This is a genomic window from Ancylobacter pratisalsi (genome assembly GCF_010669125.1).
GTDB classification, from domain to species: Bacteria; Pseudomonadota; Alphaproteobacteria; order Rhizobiales; family Xanthobacteraceae; genus Ancylobacter; species Ancylobacter pratisalsi.
The window spans coordinates 1,984,447-1,999,359 of sequence record NZ_CP048630.1 but is presented as its reverse complement, the minus strand read 5'-3'; the positions used below and the strand labels follow the sequence as shown (position 1 = coordinate 1,999,359).

The 14,913-nt window shown below is 67.6% G+C and carries 16 protein-coding genes; 5 read left to right on the top strand and 11 right to left on the bottom strand.

The genetic code is table 11. The features are described from left to right. Positions 1-133 precede the first annotated feature (133 nt). Together cysT and cysW are read left to right on the top strand one after the other, a co-directional pair. Positions 134-955: a sulfate ABC transporter permease subunit CysT gene (gene cysT, locus G3A50_RS09475; protein ID WP_163075008.1), complete on the top strand. Its 822-nt coding sequence runs from the start codon at positions 134-136 to the stop codon at positions 953-955. Between the two features lie 2 nt (positions 956-957). Continuing rightward, positions 958-1,845: a sulfate ABC transporter permease subunit CysW gene (gene cysW / locus G3A50_RS09470; protein ID WP_163075007.1), complete on the top strand. Its 888-nt coding sequence runs from the start codon at positions 958-960 to the stop codon at positions 1,843-1,845. Between the two features lie 53 nt (positions 1,846-1,898). On the opposite strand, the gene G3A50_RS22615 is transcribed toward cysW, so the two are convergent. From G3A50_RS22615 to G3A50_RS09430, 8 genes are all read right to left on the bottom strand, one after another. Then, positions 1,899-2,171, bottom strand: a complete 273-nt coding sequence (locus G3A50_RS22615; RefSeq protein WP_246252297.1) for a hypothetical protein — start codon at positions 2,169-2,171, stop codon at positions 1,899-1,901. Between the two features lie 245 nt (positions 2,172-2,416). Next, a complete protein-coding gene (locus tag G3A50_RS09460; protein ID WP_163075006.1) occupies positions 2,417-2,806 on the bottom strand; it encodes a LapA family protein in 390 nt (129 codons plus the stop codon). Positions 2,807-2,863: 57 nt separating this feature from the next. Beyond that, complete coding sequence (gene ihfB, locus G3A50_RS09455; RefSeq protein ID WP_163075005.1) at positions 2,864-3,157, bottom strand: integration host factor subunit beta; 294 nt, start codon at positions 3,155-3,157, stop codon at positions 2,864-2,866. Positions 3,158-3,242: 85 nt separating this feature from the next. Next, the gene (gene sppA / locus G3A50_RS09450) at positions 3,243-4,217 is read right to left on the bottom strand and encodes a signal peptide peptidase SppA (protein ID WP_163075004.1); all 975 of its coding nucleotides are present in this window, start codon (positions 4,215-4,217) and stop codon (positions 3,243-3,245) included. A gap of 84 nt (positions 4,218-4,301) precedes the next feature. Continuing rightward, complete coding sequence (locus tag G3A50_RS09445; RefSeq protein WP_163075003.1) at positions 4,302-4,946, bottom strand: LbetaH domain-containing protein; 645 nt, start codon at positions 4,944-4,946, stop codon at positions 4,302-4,304. Positions 4,947-4,948: 2 nt separating this feature from the next. Continuing rightward, positions 4,949-5,641 (bottom strand): DUF1045 domain-containing protein, encoded by a 693-nt coding sequence (locus G3A50_RS09440; protein WP_163075002.1) that lies wholly within the window; start codon positions 5,639-5,641, stop codon positions 4,949-4,951. 4 nt (positions 5,642-5,645) lie between these two features. After that, positions 5,646-6,785 (bottom strand): alpha-D-ribose 1-methylphosphonate 5-triphosphate diphosphatase, encoded by a 1,140-nt coding sequence (locus tag G3A50_RS09435; protein WP_163075001.1) that lies wholly within the window; start codon positions 6,783-6,785, stop codon positions 5,646-5,648. A gap of 44 nt (positions 6,786-6,829) precedes the next feature. Then, positions 6,830-8,440, bottom strand: a complete 1,611-nt coding sequence (locus G3A50_RS09430) for a gamma-glutamyltransferase family protein (protein ID WP_163075000.1) — start codon at positions 8,438-8,440, stop codon at positions 6,830-6,832. A 105-nt stretch (positions 8,441-8,545) separates the two neighbouring features. Between G3A50_RS09430 and G3A50_RS09425 the strand changes: the two genes are divergently transcribed. From G3A50_RS09425 to G3A50_RS09415, 3 genes are all read left to right on the top strand, one after another. Beyond that, entirely contained in the window at positions 8,546-8,785 is a 240-nt protein-coding gene (locus tag G3A50_RS09425; protein ID WP_163074999.1) for a hypothetical protein, read from the top strand. 647 nt (positions 8,786-9,432) lie between these two features. Continuing rightward, positions 9,433-10,563, top strand: coding sequence for a type III PLP-dependent enzyme (locus G3A50_RS09420; protein ID WP_163074998.1), 1,131 nt, complete (start codon positions 9,433-9,435; stop codon positions 10,561-10,563). Between the two features lie 143 nt (positions 10,564-10,706). Further along, positions 10,707-11,291, top strand: a complete 585-nt coding sequence (locus tag G3A50_RS09415) for a GNAT family N-acetyltransferase (RefSeq protein ID WP_163074997.1) — start codon at positions 10,707-10,709, stop codon at positions 11,289-11,291. A 6-nt stretch (positions 11,292-11,297) separates the two neighbouring features. Here G3A50_RS09415 and G3A50_RS09410 read toward each other — a convergent pair whose 3' ends face one another. The 3 genes from G3A50_RS09410 to G3A50_RS09400 are packed head-to-tail and all read right to left on the bottom strand — an operon-like array spanning position 11,298 to position 14,910. Further along, a complete protein-coding gene (locus G3A50_RS09410; protein ID WP_163074996.1) occupies positions 11,298-12,284 on the bottom strand; it encodes an asparaginase in 987 nt (328 codons plus the stop codon). Positions 12,285-12,336: 52 nt separating this feature from the next. After that, positions 12,337-13,656, bottom strand: coding sequence for a glycolate oxidase subunit GlcF (glcF, locus tag G3A50_RS09405; RefSeq protein WP_163074995.1), 1,320 nt, complete (start codon positions 13,654-13,656; stop codon positions 12,337-12,339). A 3-nt stretch (positions 13,657-13,659) separates the two neighbouring features. Next, complete coding sequence (locus tag G3A50_RS09400; protein WP_163074994.1) at positions 13,660-14,910, bottom strand: FAD-binding protein; 1,251 nt, start codon at positions 14,908-14,910, stop codon at positions 13,660-13,662. Between the last annotated feature and the right edge of the window lie 3 nt (positions 14,911-14,913).

The window sequence follows — 14,913 nt, the reverse complement described above, 5'->3', positions numbered from 1 at the left end:
CCGGCGAAAATCGCCTGACGAGGGACCGCAGCCCCGTCCCGTCTGGACATGTCGTTCGGTTTGCTTCATGGCCGGTCCTGTCCCGGCCGGGAAGCGTCTCCGGCACCGCGGGCATTGAGAGGGAGCCTTGCCGTTGAACCGCGTCGTCCCGGGCTTTGGGCTCTCGCTCGGCATCACCCTGTTCTATCTCAGCCTGATCGTGCTGCTGCCGCTCGGGGCGCTGGTGTGGCAGGCCATGGATGTCGGCTGGGCGCGTTACATCTCGATCATGACCGGTGCGCGCACGCTCGCGGCGTTCCAGGTGACGCTGTCGACCGCGGCCCTCGCCACGCTTTTCAACGCGATCTATGGCTTGGCACTGGCCTGGGTGCTGGTGCGTTACGAGTTTCCCGGCCGGCGACTGCTCGACGCACTGGTCGATGTGCCGTTCGCCCTGCCGACCGCCGTGGCGGGCATCGCGCTCTCGGCGCTGTTCGCGAAGAACGGGTGGTTCGGCGGCACCTTGGCCGATATCGGCATCGAGGTCGCCTATACCCCGATCGGCATCGCGGTGGCGATGGCCTTCACCTCCATCCCCTTCATCGTTCGGACGGTACAGCCGGTCCTCGAGGATGTCGCGGCCGATGTCGAGGAGGCCGCCGCGACGCTTGGCGCCTCGGATCTGAGAATTTTCGCCAAGGTGATTTTTCCGGCGATCTTTCCCGCCTTCCTGACCGGCGCTTCACTGGGCTTTGCGCGCTCGCTGGGCGAGTTCGGGGCCATCATCTTCATCGCCGGCAACCGGCCGATGACGACCGAGGTGGTGTCGCTGCTCACCTTCATCCGCATCGAGGAATATGACTATCCCGCCGCCGCTGCCATAGCCGCCACGCTGCTCGGCATGGCCTTCGTGATGCTGTTCGTCGTCAACATGATCCAGCTCTGGCAGCAGCGCCGGGTCGGGGCGGGAGACTGACCATGGCCTCTGAACCTCTCGCTCCCGAAGCGTCCCACAGTCCGCGGCGCATCCGCGTTGGCGACGGGCCGCGCACGCGCGTCGTGCTGATCGCGACCGTTCTGGTATTGACGCTCCTGGCGCTGATCGCACCACTCGCGGTTATCTTCGCGGAGGCGTTCCGCCAGGGCGCGGCGGCCTACGTCGCCTCCTTCGCTTCATCCGACACGCAATATGCGATCGGGCTGACCGTCTTCACCGCGCTGGTCGTGGTGCCGATCAATGTCGGCTTCGGCATCGCGGCCGCCTGGTGCATCGCCAAATTCAGCTTCCCCGGCCGCAATCTTCTCGTGGCGCTCGTGGAACTGCCGTTCTCGATCTCCCCGATCATCGCCGGCGTCGCGTATCTCTTCGTCTATGGCGGGCAGGGGCTGCTGGGGCCGTGGCTGCAGGAACATGACATCAAGATCATGTTCGCCGTGCCGGGCATCATCCTCGCCAGTCTTTTCGTTACAGCACCCTTCGTCGCCCGCGAGCTGATCCCCCTGATGATCGCCCAGGGGTCCGAGGAAGAGGAAGCGGCGGTAACGCTGGGGGCCGGGGGGTGGCGGATCCTGCGGCTGGTGACGCTGCCCAATGTGCGCTTCGCGCTGCTCTATGGCGCGGCGCTGTGCAATGCGCGTGTCATGGGCGAGTTCGGTGCGGTGTCGGTGGTCTCCGGCAATATTCGCGGCCAGACCAACACATTGCCATTGCAGATCGAGCTGCTTTACCAGGACAACAATGCCATCGCCGCCTTCGCGGTGGCGACCATCCTCACCGCCGTTGCGCTGGTGACGCTGATCGCCAAGGCGATCATCGAGAAGCTCGACGCCGCGCGTGAGAAGGTAGCGGGCAGGGCGGGACACTGAGGGCTGCTTTCCGGCTCCTTCCTCGGGACGAGGACGTGCCGGATCTCAGCGTTTCAGCACCGTCCAGACCAGCTCGGCCGCGGCGAGGTCGAATAGATCGCCTCGTCTTCGGCTTCGCGCATTGTCGGCGTGAAGCCGCCGACTAGATCGACATGCTGTCCGGGCTTCAGATAACGACCCTCGACCAGCGGCCGCGGCGACAGCGTCGCGGAGGTCACGATATCCGCACCGCCGATCGCCGCGCCGAGGTCCGCTTCGGCATGAGCGTCGAAGCCTTCCGCTTTCAGAGCGTCGGCCACCGAGTTCAGGATGTACAAGCCGGCCACACTGTCCAGTCCGCGGGCGGCGTTGCCGGGAAAGACCTGACGAGCTTGGTACCGAGCACGTCGTCCTCGGTTCCCTCGGCGGTCCAGGCGGGCATCAGGAGCAAGGTGGCCTCACCCTCCGGCCGCTCGATGGCGTGGCGATGCGGCGCTAGAAGGCGAGATCCAGCGCGTCGATCAGTGCGGGGGAGGTAAGGAAGTCTGAAATCTCATCGGCAGGGACGAATCGCGGATCGCTGATACCCGGCTCAGGCGGCGGTGCGGCGATCCGTGAGTGCCGGTGTGGCCGGGCTTGATGCGAGCGAGAGACCCGCGGGCTTCGAGGCCGGTGCGGTGCGGGCGGCAACCGCGCGCAACTGCTCCACCTCTCCGGCGGCACGACGCGCCTCGCGCTGCGATCGTCGGGCCGTACGGCGATAACGCCCCTGATTGAGCCACACGCTGACCCCGCCCAGCACGACGCCCAGAATGAGCGCGCCGAACACCACCAGAAACAGCGGAATCTGAACGCTTATCCCGGATTCACCGGCGAACGGGTCCAGCAGCAGCGACACCGAATGCCGGTTTGCCACCGCGAGAAGAATGACCGCGACCGAGATCGGCAGCAGGATCAGGATCAACACAATACGACGCAGCACGATGGGCTCCTCGGTATCGTCAGTTCGATGGGGTCGCGCGGCGCACCGCCCGCCGCCTCATTCGAGGTCGACGCCGCCGTTCAGGCGCTCGCGCATCTCCTTGCCCGTCTTGAAATAGGGCACGGCTTTGCCGTCGACAGCCACATGTGCGCCGGTGCGCGGATTGCGGCCCGTGCGGGCCGGACGTGACTTCACGGAGAAGGCGCCGAAACCGCGTAGCTCCACCCTGTCGCCGCGCGCGAGCGCCGAGACGACCTCGTCGAGTATCGCATTCACGATGTTCTCGACATCGCGCTGGTATAGATGCGGATTGGCTTCCGCAATGCGTTGAACAAGCTCGGACTTGATCATTCTACGCCCCGCCCCTCTTTTTATGTCCGGCTCGTCAGAAAACCAGAAAACGTCATATTTTGGAAGCCTTTGGCCCCTGTCCGTCTCAGCGAGGGTGCCAGAGGGCCAACAGACCGTCAAGGCGCGCCTGCATTGCGACGCCGCTTGCCGGATCGATTATGGCGCGCCCGAAGTCCTCAAGCCCGATCAGGGACATGAGACGGATAGCAATACCCGCGAGCCAGCCGAACTCGTCGACGGCGCGCTGGGTGTGCCAGTCGCGCACCGGAAGATTCTTCGCAATGCCCCGTTCGCGCTCCAGCCAGTCACGCGCGGTGCGTTCGTCGCCGATCTCGTCAATCAGCCTCAGAGGCAGCGCTTGGTGACCGGTGAACACGCGTCCGTCGGCGGCGATGTCCAGCTTGTCGCCGCTGAGCAGGCGTCGCTCCGACACCAGCTCCTTGAACCAGACATAGCTGTCTTCCACCAGAGAGCGTATGGCCGCGCGGGCGTCTTCTGTGGGGGGATCGAACATGTTGGGCGCCGCCTTCAACGGCGTCGACTTGATCTCCTCATAGGAGATGCCGACCGTCTTCATCAGTTCGGCGAAGTTCGGGAACTGGAAGATAACGCCGATCGATCCGACCAGGGCATTGCGTGGGGCGATGATGTGATCGGCGCCCATTGCGGCGATGTAGGCACCTGAGGCCGCCATGCCATCGACCACGGCGACGATAGGCTTCTTCGTGGCCAGCCGGCGCAACTCGTCATAGAGCGCGGCGGAGCCGACGACGGTGCCGCCCGGACTGTCGATGGCGAGAATGACCGCCTTGGCTCCCGAGCGGCCGATCGCCTCGAACAGCTCGGCGCGCTCTCGTTCGGTGCGGATCAGGCCGCCGATCTTTACCCGCGCCACATGGGCGGATGAACGCGGCAGGAACACGCCATCGTTCAGCCAGGCGAACAGGCCAACGCCACCCGCCACCAGAACGAGCAAAGCCAGGACCCGCCAGAAGATCAGCTTGCGGCGCAGCCGTCGGCGGGCCAGCAGCTCGTCCACTTCGATCGCGGTTACGGCCATCCGGCCCTCCTCGGCAACACGCCCAAGGGGTAGCGAGCGGGGACGGCCGGCGCAAGTGCGGGAAGGGACGTAGGTGCGACGCGTTCAGCCGCCGTGCTTTTCGAGGAACGCCTCGATTGTCAGGCTGCGAAAGTCGTCCAGTGCGCGGCGGAGCCGTGCGTGGTCCCACTCCCACCAGCCCAGAGCCTGAAGGCGGGCGGCAATGGCGCGCGGGAAGCGATCGCGAACCGGGCGTGCGGGCACGCCGGCGACGATGGTGTAGGGAGCGACGTCCTTGGTGACCACGGCGCCCGCCGCCACAACCGCCCCGTCACCAACGCACCGCCCCGGCAGGACGATCGCCCCATGACCGATCCACACGTCATGGCCGATGACGACGCCCTGGGAGCGGCGCCGGTCAAACAGGGCGGCCTCGTCCTCGACATCGTCGAAATAGGCCGAGGCGCGATAGGTGAAATGAGCCTGGCTCGCCCGCTCCATCGGATGGTTGCCGGGGTTGATCCGAACCATGGCGGCGATGGAGGCGAACCGGCCGATGGAGGCATAGGCAATGTCGGAATCGTTGACCACGTAGGAATAGTCGCCGAGCGCGACCTCCAGCAGCCTGGTGCGCGCGCCGACCTCGGTGTAGCGGCCGAATGCGGAGCGGAGCACCTCGGCCGTCGGATCGATCAGGGGCGCGAGGCCGAGCTTCTTCGGCGACGTGGGCGGCGCATTCGGTACGTCCACGCTCAGCTCCCGAAAGGAAAACGCCCCACCAGGCGGAACGGGCCGTTCTCCTGGCGGTAGAGCGCGATCTCGCTCACGATCAAGGGTCCGTCTGCGCCGCTACTGGCGAGATGGGCGGCAAGTTCCGCTTCGGCGAGCCCGCGCTCCGCTTCGTCGAGCGAGCCGGTCAACGTCATATGGAAGCGGAAATCGTCCAGCACATAGGGGTAGCCCCAGCGCATAAGATATTCCTTCTGGCGGGCCGTCAGCGGCGCGCGCAGCCGTTTCTCTTGTTCGGCTTCGCTCATCGGGGCGCGGAACTCGTCGAACGCGGCGACAGCGCCGGCGGCGAGCCGGTCGAGCGCGGCGCAGGGCGTCACGGTCTTCAGCGCCAGGAAGCGGCCGAGCACGGCGAGGGCGACGCCGGTGCAGACGAAGGGCGCGCGAACGGAGGCGAACCGGGTGCAGACCGCGCGCAGTTCCGCCTCGGAGCGGCCGGCGGCGAGGCGGAACGGTGCCTTCAGCGTACCGTGAAAGCCATAGCGGCGCGGCTCGCTCGTCATCTCGCGCCAACGTTCGGCATCGAAGCGTCGCAGCTCCGGTAGAGTACAGTCTTCCCCCGTCTCGGCGTCGTAGCCGATCACGGAGGAGCCGAAGCGCCAGAGCGGACTTTGGGCGGGCGGGGCGTAGTAGATCGCGTAACGGGGTTCACTCATGAAATCAGAACACCCTCTCTCCGCCGCGTGTGACTTCGCCGACGACGGGGGTGTCGTCGATCAGCCGGAACGCGACGAGGTCGGCACGCAGGCCCGTTTCCAGACGTCCCCGATCATCGAGGCCGGCGAGACGTGCCGGGGCTTCGCTCACCAGCGCGACGGCGTCTGGCAGCGAAAGCCCTGAGGCACGGGTCAGCGCCAGCGCCGCCTGCAGCAGGCTGGCGGGCACATAGTCGGAGGCGAGGGCGTCGAGCAGTCCCGCGCCGGCCAGTTCGCGCATCGAGACGCCGCCCGAGTGCGAACCGCCGCGCACGACATTCGGTGCGCCTCCTATGGTGGCGAGGCCGGCCCGCCGCGCCGCTTTGGCGGCTTCCATCGTGGTCGGGAATTCGGAAATCGTGCAGCCCGCCGCCACCGCCTCGTCGACATGGTCGGGGGTGGTGTCGTCATGGCTGGCCAGCACAATGCCGGAGCCGGCAAAGGCCGCGACCATGCGGGCATAATTGTCCGCGACCGCGTCCCGGGCGCGTTCGATGCGCTCATTCACCTCGCGGTCCACGTCGTCGCCGCCCTTGCCGATACCGGACAGGTAGACCTTCAGGTGCTCGACATTGCGCCACTGCCGCGTGCCGGGCGTGTGGTCCATGAGCGAAGCCAGGTGCACGGCGGCGCGGGAATGGGCGAGCTCGACGAGATCGGGCAGGGTCGGGTCGGTGAGTTCGCAGCGCAGATGCACGCGATGCTCCACCCGGAACATACCGCGCGCCACGCCTTGCTGGATGGTGTCCAGCATCACGTCATAGAGCACGCGGCGGTCGGCCTTGGCCTGGTCGAACCCGCCCGCGCAGATCGCGTCAAAGACGGTGGTGACGCCCGACCCGGCCATCTGCGCGTCATGGGCGAGTGCCGCCGCGCGCGCGTCCGGCCAGATCACTTTCGGGCGCGGGACGAAATGGCCTTCCAGCGCGTCGGTGTGCAGGTCGATCAGGCCGGGAGCGAGAAAGGCGCCCTCGCAATCACGGGCCCCGGACAGCCGCGAGCGACCCTCCTCGACCGCGCGAATCAGGCCGGCCTCATGCACCAGCGTTCCGTTGACGACGCGGTCTTTCAGGACAAGGCGAGCATTGGTCAGAATCGTTTCCATCGCCGCGCCTGTCGCATGTTGATGTGACCGTTCCGTGAAGCCGCCTACACTCCCGCCGCCCCGCCATCGGCGCGCGGATCGTGAGTTCCTTCAACGCCGGCCTTGTTGGGATGCAGCACCACGGCGCCCGCATGGCCCATCATGTCCGAATAAGGCTCCGCCAGCCTCTCGACATCGTGTCCGGCGCGCTCCAGCTGCTCGGCCACGGCGCCGTCCAGTGCGCCTTCGATTCGCAGATTGACGAGGTCGGAGCCCCAGGTGCGGCCCAGCACCCAGCGCGGCCGGGCGACCGCTTCGCCGAGTGGCACGCCGAACATGGCATAGCGGCTCATCACCGCCGCGTTTGTCTGCGGCTGACCCTCGCCGCCCATGCAGCCATAGGCGACGGTACGCCCGTCCGCGAGCCGTGCCATGCCCGGGTTCAGCGTATGGAACGGCCTGCGACCCGGAAGCAGCGGATTGCGGGCGCGCGGATCGAGCGAAAAGCTGGTGCCGCGATTCTGCATCAGGACGCCGGTGCCCGGCAGCACCAGCCCGGAACCGAACTCCCAGTAGATCGACTGGATGTAGGAGACCACATTTCCGCTCGCATCCGCCGCGCCGAGCCAGATCGTGTCGCCAGGCTTGGCCGGCTGCGGCCAGGGCGCGGCGCGACGTGGATCGATGGCCGCCGCCTCCCGTGCCAGCGCGGTGGGGGTGAGGAAGTCATCGGGGTCCTGGAGGAGGTGGTCGTAGTCCGTCACCACCCGGTCGCGGATCAGAAAGGCCCGCTTGGTCGCCTCGATCAGCCCGTGAACATGGGCGAAGCCCTCGGGCGCGGCGACACCGAGGCGCTCGAACACGCCAAGGATGATGAGGGTGGCAAGTCCCTGCGTGGGCGGGGGTGAGGCCCACAGCTCCATATTGGCGAGCTTCACCGTCAGCGGTGCGCGTCGGATCGCGCGGTAGGCCCTGATATCCTCCCGTGTCACCGGGCTGCCGGCGCGTTCGAGATCACCGGCGATCTCGCGGCCGACATCGCCGCGATAGTAGTCCTCGAGCCCGGCACGCCCGAGATGTTCCAGCGTGTCGGCGAGCCGTTCGAAGCGTTGGGTGGCCCCGATGGCCGGCGTGGCGCCGTCGGCGGCAAGGAAAGTCTCGCGGAAGCCCGGTACGGGGTCGAGTTCAGCGCGCTTTTCCTGCGTCAGGCGATGCTGCGAAGCGGAGACAGGATTGCCCGTGCGCGCGTGTTCGATGGCAGATTCCAGCAGCCGGCGCACCGGCATGCGCCCACCCACTAGCGCCGCATGTTCATGGGCGACCTGCCAGCCGCCAATCTGGCCGGGCACGGTAAGGGCGGCCAGCGGGCCGCGCGGTGGAATCGCGTCATAGCCGCGCTCGGTATAGAAGGCCTGTGTCGCCTTCGCTCCGGCATAGCCGGCGGCTTCGATATAGCTGACACGGCCTTTGGGATCACGGATCAGCCAGAAGCCGTCTCCCCCAATATGGTTCATGTGCGGGTAGACAACGGCGATCGCGGCGGCCGCGGCCAGCGCCGCTTCTATGGCATTGCCACCCTCCTCCAGCACCGCGCGCCCGGCTTCCACAGCCAGATGATGCGGCGCGGCAACGATGCCCCGTCCCGCACGGACGCTTTCGTGAACGTGATCGGCCATGTTACCCCCCAAGGAGCGTCGTCTGCCCCCGTGCGAACCACGCGGCTTGACCCGCGCGGCGCGACATAGCAGGTTGCGCCGCGCCGAATAAGACGGATTGAAAGAATGAGCACGGGCCGACGCATTCGCTGGGACCATCTGAGCACCGTTGTGAGTGCCGCGATTCTGCTTGGCGCCGAACTCATTGGCGCGGGCCTCGCTGCCGGCTGGGCCGTTGCGGCGCTGTTCGAGGCGAGCTGGGAGTGGGAGGTCGGGTTCGAGGCCGTCTTCGGCCTGCTCGCGCTCTACGGCATCTATCGCTTCGTGATGAAGGCCAAGAGCATCGAGCCCTTCGTCGAAGGGTGAGGCCGGCCCTCTGCGGGCACTCTATTCCTCCTGATCAAAACTGGCCTGATCGGCGTCGGTGAAGGTGCCCGCCGAGCAGCGCTGCATTGTCTTGCGGGCTGACACGCCGACGCGGACGCCGCGTGCCGCGGAATTCGGGCGTGTTCGACAAAAAATCGCTGAACCTTCTTGCATGTGACAGCGAATGTCCCTACATCGCGTCCTGCCCAACATTCGCACGTGCCTGTGGTCGCGTGCCGATCGGCGGAAGTCCGGACAAGAGGCCGGAAAGTCGCCAGGAAGATCGGTAGCCGGAGGCGAAACCGGCGCACCTCGCTCTCAGCGGGGAACGTGACTTGAAGCAACGACGTAGCGGGCTTTTTTGGTCTCGGTCGGCCCTCCAAAGGTCGGCGACACTAAAGAGGCACTACTTCTTGCCGGGCGTGCGGTTAGGGTCTCCCGAACCAAGCGTAGGCATCGGTCGAACGTGAGCGCTCTCCACATGCGCCCCCGGTCGTAACGGTGCCACGGCTCCTTTCATCCGGCCTTGCGGCACACGCCGCGCGGCCGGCGAACGGATGCGGATTTTCGCCATCAACGCGGCCCATTGGCGCCGCGGGGGCGTGTTCGCATCCTTGGGTCGAAGCTTCGGGTCGATGGAGAGCGCCATGACCGATCGTATCCGCGAATTCCTGCGCAACCGACGTGAGGACGGCCCTTGCGTTGTCGTCGACCTCGATGTTGTGCGTTCCAACTATAACGCTTTCTCCCGGGCGCTGCCGGATACGCGCGTGTTCTACGCGGTCAAGGCCAACCCGGCGCCTGAAGTGCTGAGCCTGCTCGCCGAGCTGGGTTCGTGCTTCGACTGCGCCTCGGTCGCCGAGATCCAGATGGTGCTGGCCGCTGGCGCAACGCCCGACCGCATCTCCTTCGGCAACACCATCAAGAAGGAGCGCGACATTGCGCGCGCTCACGAGCTTGGGGTGCGGCTGTTCGCGGTCGACTGCACCGAAGAGGTCGAGAAGGTTGCCCGCGTGGCCGCCGGCGCCAAGGTGTTCTGTCGCATCCTGTGCGACGGTGCCGGCGCCGAATGGCCGCTCTCGCGCAAGTTCGGCTGCGTGCCCGAGATGGCGGTCGACGTGCTGGAGCACGCGCATCGTCAGGGTCTGCGCGCCTATGGCGTCTCCTTCCATGTCGGCTCGCAGCAGAAGAACGTCGAGGCGTGGGATTCCGCCCTGGCGTCGGCTTCGGCGATCTTCCGCGCCTGCGCCGAGCGCGGCATCCACCTGTCGCTGGTCAATCTCGGCGGCGGCTTTCCGGCCAAGTATCTTCAGGACGTGCCGGCGGCCGAGGCTTACGGCGAAGCCATCTTCCGCGCGCTCTCGCGGCATTTCGGAAACGCCATTCCCCAGACCATCATCGAGCCGGGCCGCGGCATGGTTGGCGCGGCCGGGCTGATCGAGGCCGAGGTGGTGTTGATCTCGAAGAAGGCGGCGGACGACGAGGTGCGCTGGGTCTATCTCGACATCGGCAAGTTCGGCGGTCTCGCCGAGACGATGGACGAGGCGATCCGTTACCCCATCGTCACCTCGCGTGACGGGGACGCGATGGAGCCCTGCGTGCTGGCCGGCCCGACCTGCGATTCGGCCGACGTGCTCTACGAGAAGACCCCGGTGATGCTGCCGGTGTCGCTCGCGATCGGCGACAAGGTGCTGATCGAGGCCACCGGCGCGTATACCACCACCTATTCGGCGGTGGCGTTCAACGGCTTCGACCCGCTGAGATCTTATGTGATCTGAGCCTCTCGCCGGCCGGTTGGCGGGCGAAAGTCTCCCGGGCCTCGTCCCGGCAAGGGTGACAGGCGACGATTGGGCCGCCGTACCGGACGTTCACAATTCCCCCTCCCTCTTTTTCCCGGCGATCCCGGGTTTTGGAGGCTACCATGCTCGCCACCACCACTCCCGTCATCTCGATCGAGACCGAGGCCGATATCGCTCAGCGCGAGGCGCTGCTCGACCTTGCCTTCGGTCGCGCTGCGCGTCTGGCCAAGACCAGCGAACGCCTGCGTGAGGGCCGCAAGCCCGCCGATGGGTTGGCTTTCGCGGCCCATGGCCCGGATGGGCGCGTTGTCGGCACGCTGCGCCTTTGGCATGTCAGCGCCGGTCCGGACCGCGCGGCGCTGCTGCTCGGCCCGCTCGCCGTTCACCATTGGTTTCGCGACCGGGGCCTTGGCCGCGCGCTGATGAGCGTGGCGATCAGCGAGGCCACGCGCCTCGGCCATGGCGCCATCATGCTGGTCGGCGACGCACCCTACTATGCGCGTTTCGGCTTTGACCCGGCGCTGACCGAAGGCCTGTGGCTACCGGGTTCGTTTGACCGTTCGCGGTTTCTCGGGCTGGAGCTGCGCCCCGGCGCGCTGGCCGGTGCTCGCGGACTGGTCAGCCCGACCGGCGATGTCGTCGACATGCCGAGCCTGGTCGAGCTGATGGGGCAAGAAGAGGCGGCGGAGTTGCGGCGCTCCGCCTGAGATCTGCTATCCAAAAGCAGAGAAGGCGGCCCGGATCGCCGGGCCGTCGAGACCGCACGCCAGTCCCAGTGTCAGCAGTATCCGCGCCTTCGGACCGGTGAGCAGGCCCGAGGGGATGAGGCCGCGCGCGACGAGGTCGATTTCCGAGCCGGGATAGCCATAGGTGCGCTCGAAGACCGGCCCGGCGAGGGTGCGGCTCGCCAGCACCACGGGGATGGAAGCGGCGATCGCGCCGACACTCTCCGCAAGATCGCCGGGCACATGCCCGGCTCCCATGGCCTCAATGACCAGCCCGGCATAGCCAAGGCCGGGGACGGCGCGCACGAGCCGTCCATCATCGCCCATCGCCATCTTCACCAGCGCGATCGGTGGCAGCGCGCCGGCCGGCGCCAGCGCGGGCAGATCCAGCTGGACCACGCGGGAGAACAGGTGCGCACGTGCCTCCGCCACCAGCCCCAGGGGCCCGCCATTCTCGGAGACGAAGGCCGAGGTCAGCGCGGTGTGCGCCTTCCGCACGAAGCGTGCGGCGTGAATGCTGTCGTTCAGCACCACCAGCGTGCCCAGGCCGCGCGCGGCCGGGCTGGTGGCGACCACCGCCGCCGCAAGGAGATTGGCGGGCCCATCCGCACCCGCCGCCTGCGCCCCGCGCATGGCGCCGATCACCACGACCGGCCGCTCGTCGCGTATCAGCAGGTCGAGCGCGAAGGCGGTCTCCTCCAGCGTGTCGGTGCCCTGGATCACGATCGCGCCGTCGAAGCCGCCGTCGAAGCCTGAGCGGATCTCACCGGCCACCGCGCAGACGTTCTCGAGCGTGAGCGAGGGGCTTGGCAGCCTCAGCGGCGAGCGGGCCTCGATCTCGGCCAATGCGCCAAGTCCGGGGACCGCGGCGACAAGATCGGCGGCACCAAGGGTCGGCGCAATGCCGGCACCGGTGCCCGCGGTCATGGTAATGGTGCCACCAAGCGACAGAACGAGAAGACGCGGGCGTGTCATTGGATACCTGCTGAAAGGAGAGCGCTATCCTAGCCGCTCCAGGCGCCGTCTGTCAGGCTGCGGAAGGGATGGCGTCAAGCCCTAGCGGTTTCGGCCCGCCCGTCGCCCAGTCGAGCAGTTCCACCGTATGCACGACGGGGATCGGCGTGCCGCCGCCGATCTGGGTCATGCAGCCGATATTTCCGGCGGCGATGATGTCCGGCCGGGTGCGCTCGATATTGGCGACCTTGCGCGTGCGCAGACGCTCCGCGATCTCGGGCTGGAGAATATTGTAGGTGCCGGCCGAGCCGCAGCACAGGTGCCCTTCCGCCGGCTCCAGCACGGTGAAGCCGGCTTTGGCCAGCAAGGTCTTCGGCGCGGTACGCACCTTCTGCCCGTGCTGCAGCGAGCAGGCCGAGTGATAGGCGACGCGCAGGCCGGCATCGATGACCGGCACCGGCAGGTCCCGGTCGGTGAGGAACTCGCTGACGTCCTTCGCCAGTGCCGACACCCTGGCCGCCTTGTCGGCATAGGCGGGGTCGGTACGCAGCATGTGGCCGTAGTCCTTGATCGTCGTGCCGCATCCCGAAGTGGTGACGATGATGGCGTCGAGCCCCTCGCCCTCGATCTCGCGGCTCCAGGCATCGACATTGGCGCGGGCATTGGCCAGCGCGAGGTCTTCCTTTCCCATGTGATGGGTCAGGGAGCCGCAGCAGCCGCCCCCAACGGGGCGCACGATTTCCACGCCCATGCGGGTCATGAGGCGGATCGCGGCCTCGTCGATCTCCGGTCGCAGCACGGGCTGGGCGCAGCCATCGAGCAGCGCGACGCGGGCCCGACGCGGACCGATGGCTTCGAATCGCCGCTCGCCTTCCGTTGCCGAGCGGGTGGCGGGGCGCGCGGGCGCGAGCTTCAGCATGGCGCCGATGGGCCTCAAGCCCGGCACCGCGCCGATGAGCCCGGCGAAGGGGCGGGCGAGCATGGCGCCCGCGAGCGAGAGGCGAAACAGGCGGCGACTGGGCAGCACACGCGCGAGCAGCGCCCGTGTCAGCCGGTCGAGCAGTGGGCGCCTATAGGTCTTCTCAATGTGATCGCGGGCGTGGTCGACGAGGTGCATGTAGTGCACGCCCGAGGGGCAGGTCGACATGCAGGACAGGCAGGACAGGCAGCGATCGACGTGGCGAGCGACCTCAACGGTTGCCGGGCGGTCGTTCTCCAGCATGTCCTTGATCAGGTAGATGCGCCCGCGTGGACTGTCGAGTTCATCGCCCAGCAGGACATAGGTCGGGCAAGTGGCGGTGCAGAACCCGCAATGCACGCAGGAGCGCAGGATCTGCTCGGAACATGCCGTCTGCGGGTCGGCCAGCTGGGCGAGGGAGAAGTTCGTCTGCATGGCTCAAATTCCCGCATACATCCGGCCGGGGCTGAGCACCCGGCTCGGGTCGAAACCGTCCTTCATCTTCTTCACCAGCATGGCCGTGACAGAATCGAGCGGCTGGAACACATCCTCGGCCGCGCGGGCGGCTCGTGAGGCGCGGATGAGCGTAGCGTGGCCGCCCGATTGGTCGCCGCCCAGCGCGGCGAGCGCGGCGCGGACAATCTCGGCGCGTGGCGCGGCATCCGGCATCTCGATCCACACCAGTCCGCCCGCCCAGTCATAGAGGCAGCTCGCCCCGGCTTCCCGCAGGACCGCGCCGATGCCGGCGCCCGCCATGGGCGCGACCGAGATCCGCCAGATCGCCTTCGCGGCATCGAGATCGCCGCCCGGCGGTAGCGCGAAGGGCGTGACGTCGCGGATTGCCTGCCAGAAGGCGAGCGAAGCCGCCGCTTCGAGATGGGCAAGTTCGCCGCGCGGACGCAGCATCTCTTCCAGCTTGCCGCGCCGATGCAGAATGGAGGGCGTCACCCCCTCCAGCCGCAGCGCCGTCACCGGGCGCTCGGCTCCGGAGGGGAGGATGGCGGCAAGGCGCGCGACGGTCTCGGCCGGCACATGCGCGGCGCCGGATACGTCGTAATAGGAGCCGGTCGCCGCGCTCATGACGCTGGCGGCGGCGGCCTCGTCGAGGCCGAGTACGAGCAGCGTTTCCACCGATTCGGGCCGGGGAAGCACCTTGATGGTCAGCTCAGTGAAGGCCGCGAGCGTGCCGTGCGAGCCGGCCAGGCCCCGGGGCAGGTCGTACCCGGTGACGTTCTTCACCACCCGTCCGCCGGCCTTGAAGGCTTCCCCGCGCCCGGAGACAGCGCGCAAGCCCAGCGCATGGTCGCGCGCCGCGCCGGCGCTAGGACGCCGGGGACCGGCGAGATTGCAGGACATCAGCCCACCGAGCGTACCCGCGCCCGAAGGCTGGCCGAGAAGCGGCCCGTAATCCATCGGCTCGAAGGCCATCATCTGGCTGGAAGCGGCGATGGCGGTCTCGATCTCGGCGATCGGTGTGCCGGCCTTCGCGCTCAGAACCAGTTCTTCCGGTTCATAGAGCGTGATGCCGGACAGCCCCTTGAGTTCGAGCGTCAGGTCGGTCTGGATATGGCGCCCCAGCGCCAGCTTGGAGCCGGAGCCGGCGATGTCCAGCGTCCGGTGCTCGGCGGCGGCCCAACGCACGGCCTCGACGACATCGGCCTCGTCGCGTGGGCACAGGTGGTCGGTCATGGC

Excerpts from the sequence above, each read along its gene's own strand:
- G3A50_RS09430 (WP_163075000.1), bottom strand. The coding sequence starts at position 8,440 with ATGGCCGATCACGTTCACGAAAGCGTCCGTGCGGGACGGGGCATCGTT.
- G3A50_RS09435 (WP_163075001.1), bottom strand. The coding sequence starts at position 6,785 with ATGGAAACGATTCTGACCAATGCTCGCCTTGTCCTGAAAGACCGCGTC.
- ihfB (WP_163075005.1), bottom strand. The coding sequence starts at position 3,157 with ATGATCAAGTCCGAGCTTGTTCAACGCATTGCGGAAGCCAATCCGCAT.
- cysW (WP_163075007.1), top strand. The coding sequence starts at position 958 with ATGGCCTCTGAACCTCTCGCTCCCGAAGCGTCCCACAGTCCGCGGCGC.
- G3A50_RS09400 (WP_163074994.1), bottom strand. The coding sequence starts at position 14,910 with ATGACCGACCACCTGTGCCCACGCGACGAGGCCGATGTCGTCGAGGCC.
- G3A50_RS09420 (WP_163074998.1), top strand. The coding sequence starts at position 9,433 with ATGACCGATCGTATCCGCGAATTCCTGCGCAACCGACGTGAGGACGGC.
- sppA (WP_163075004.1), bottom strand. The coding sequence starts at position 4,217 with ATGGCCGTAACCGCGATCGAAGTGGACGAGCTGCTGGCCCGCCGACGG.
- G3A50_RS09440 (WP_163075002.1), bottom strand. The coding sequence starts at position 5,641 with ATGAGTGAACCCCGTTACGCGATCTACTACGCCCCGCCCGCCCAAAGT.
- G3A50_RS09415 (WP_163074997.1), top strand. The coding sequence starts at position 10,707 with ATGCTCGCCACCACCACTCCCGTCATCTCGATCGAGACCGAGGCCGAT.
- G3A50_RS09425 (WP_163074999.1), top strand. The coding sequence starts at position 8,546 with ATGAGCACGGGCCGACGCATTCGCTGGGACCATCTGAGCACCGTTGTG.
- G3A50_RS09410 (WP_163074996.1), bottom strand. The coding sequence starts at position 12,284 with ATGACACGCCCGCGTCTTCTCGTTCTGTCGCTTGGTGGCACCATTACC.
- glcF (WP_163074995.1), bottom strand. The coding sequence starts at position 13,656 with ATGCAGACGAACTTCTCCCTCGCCCAGCTGGCCGACCCGCAGACGGCA.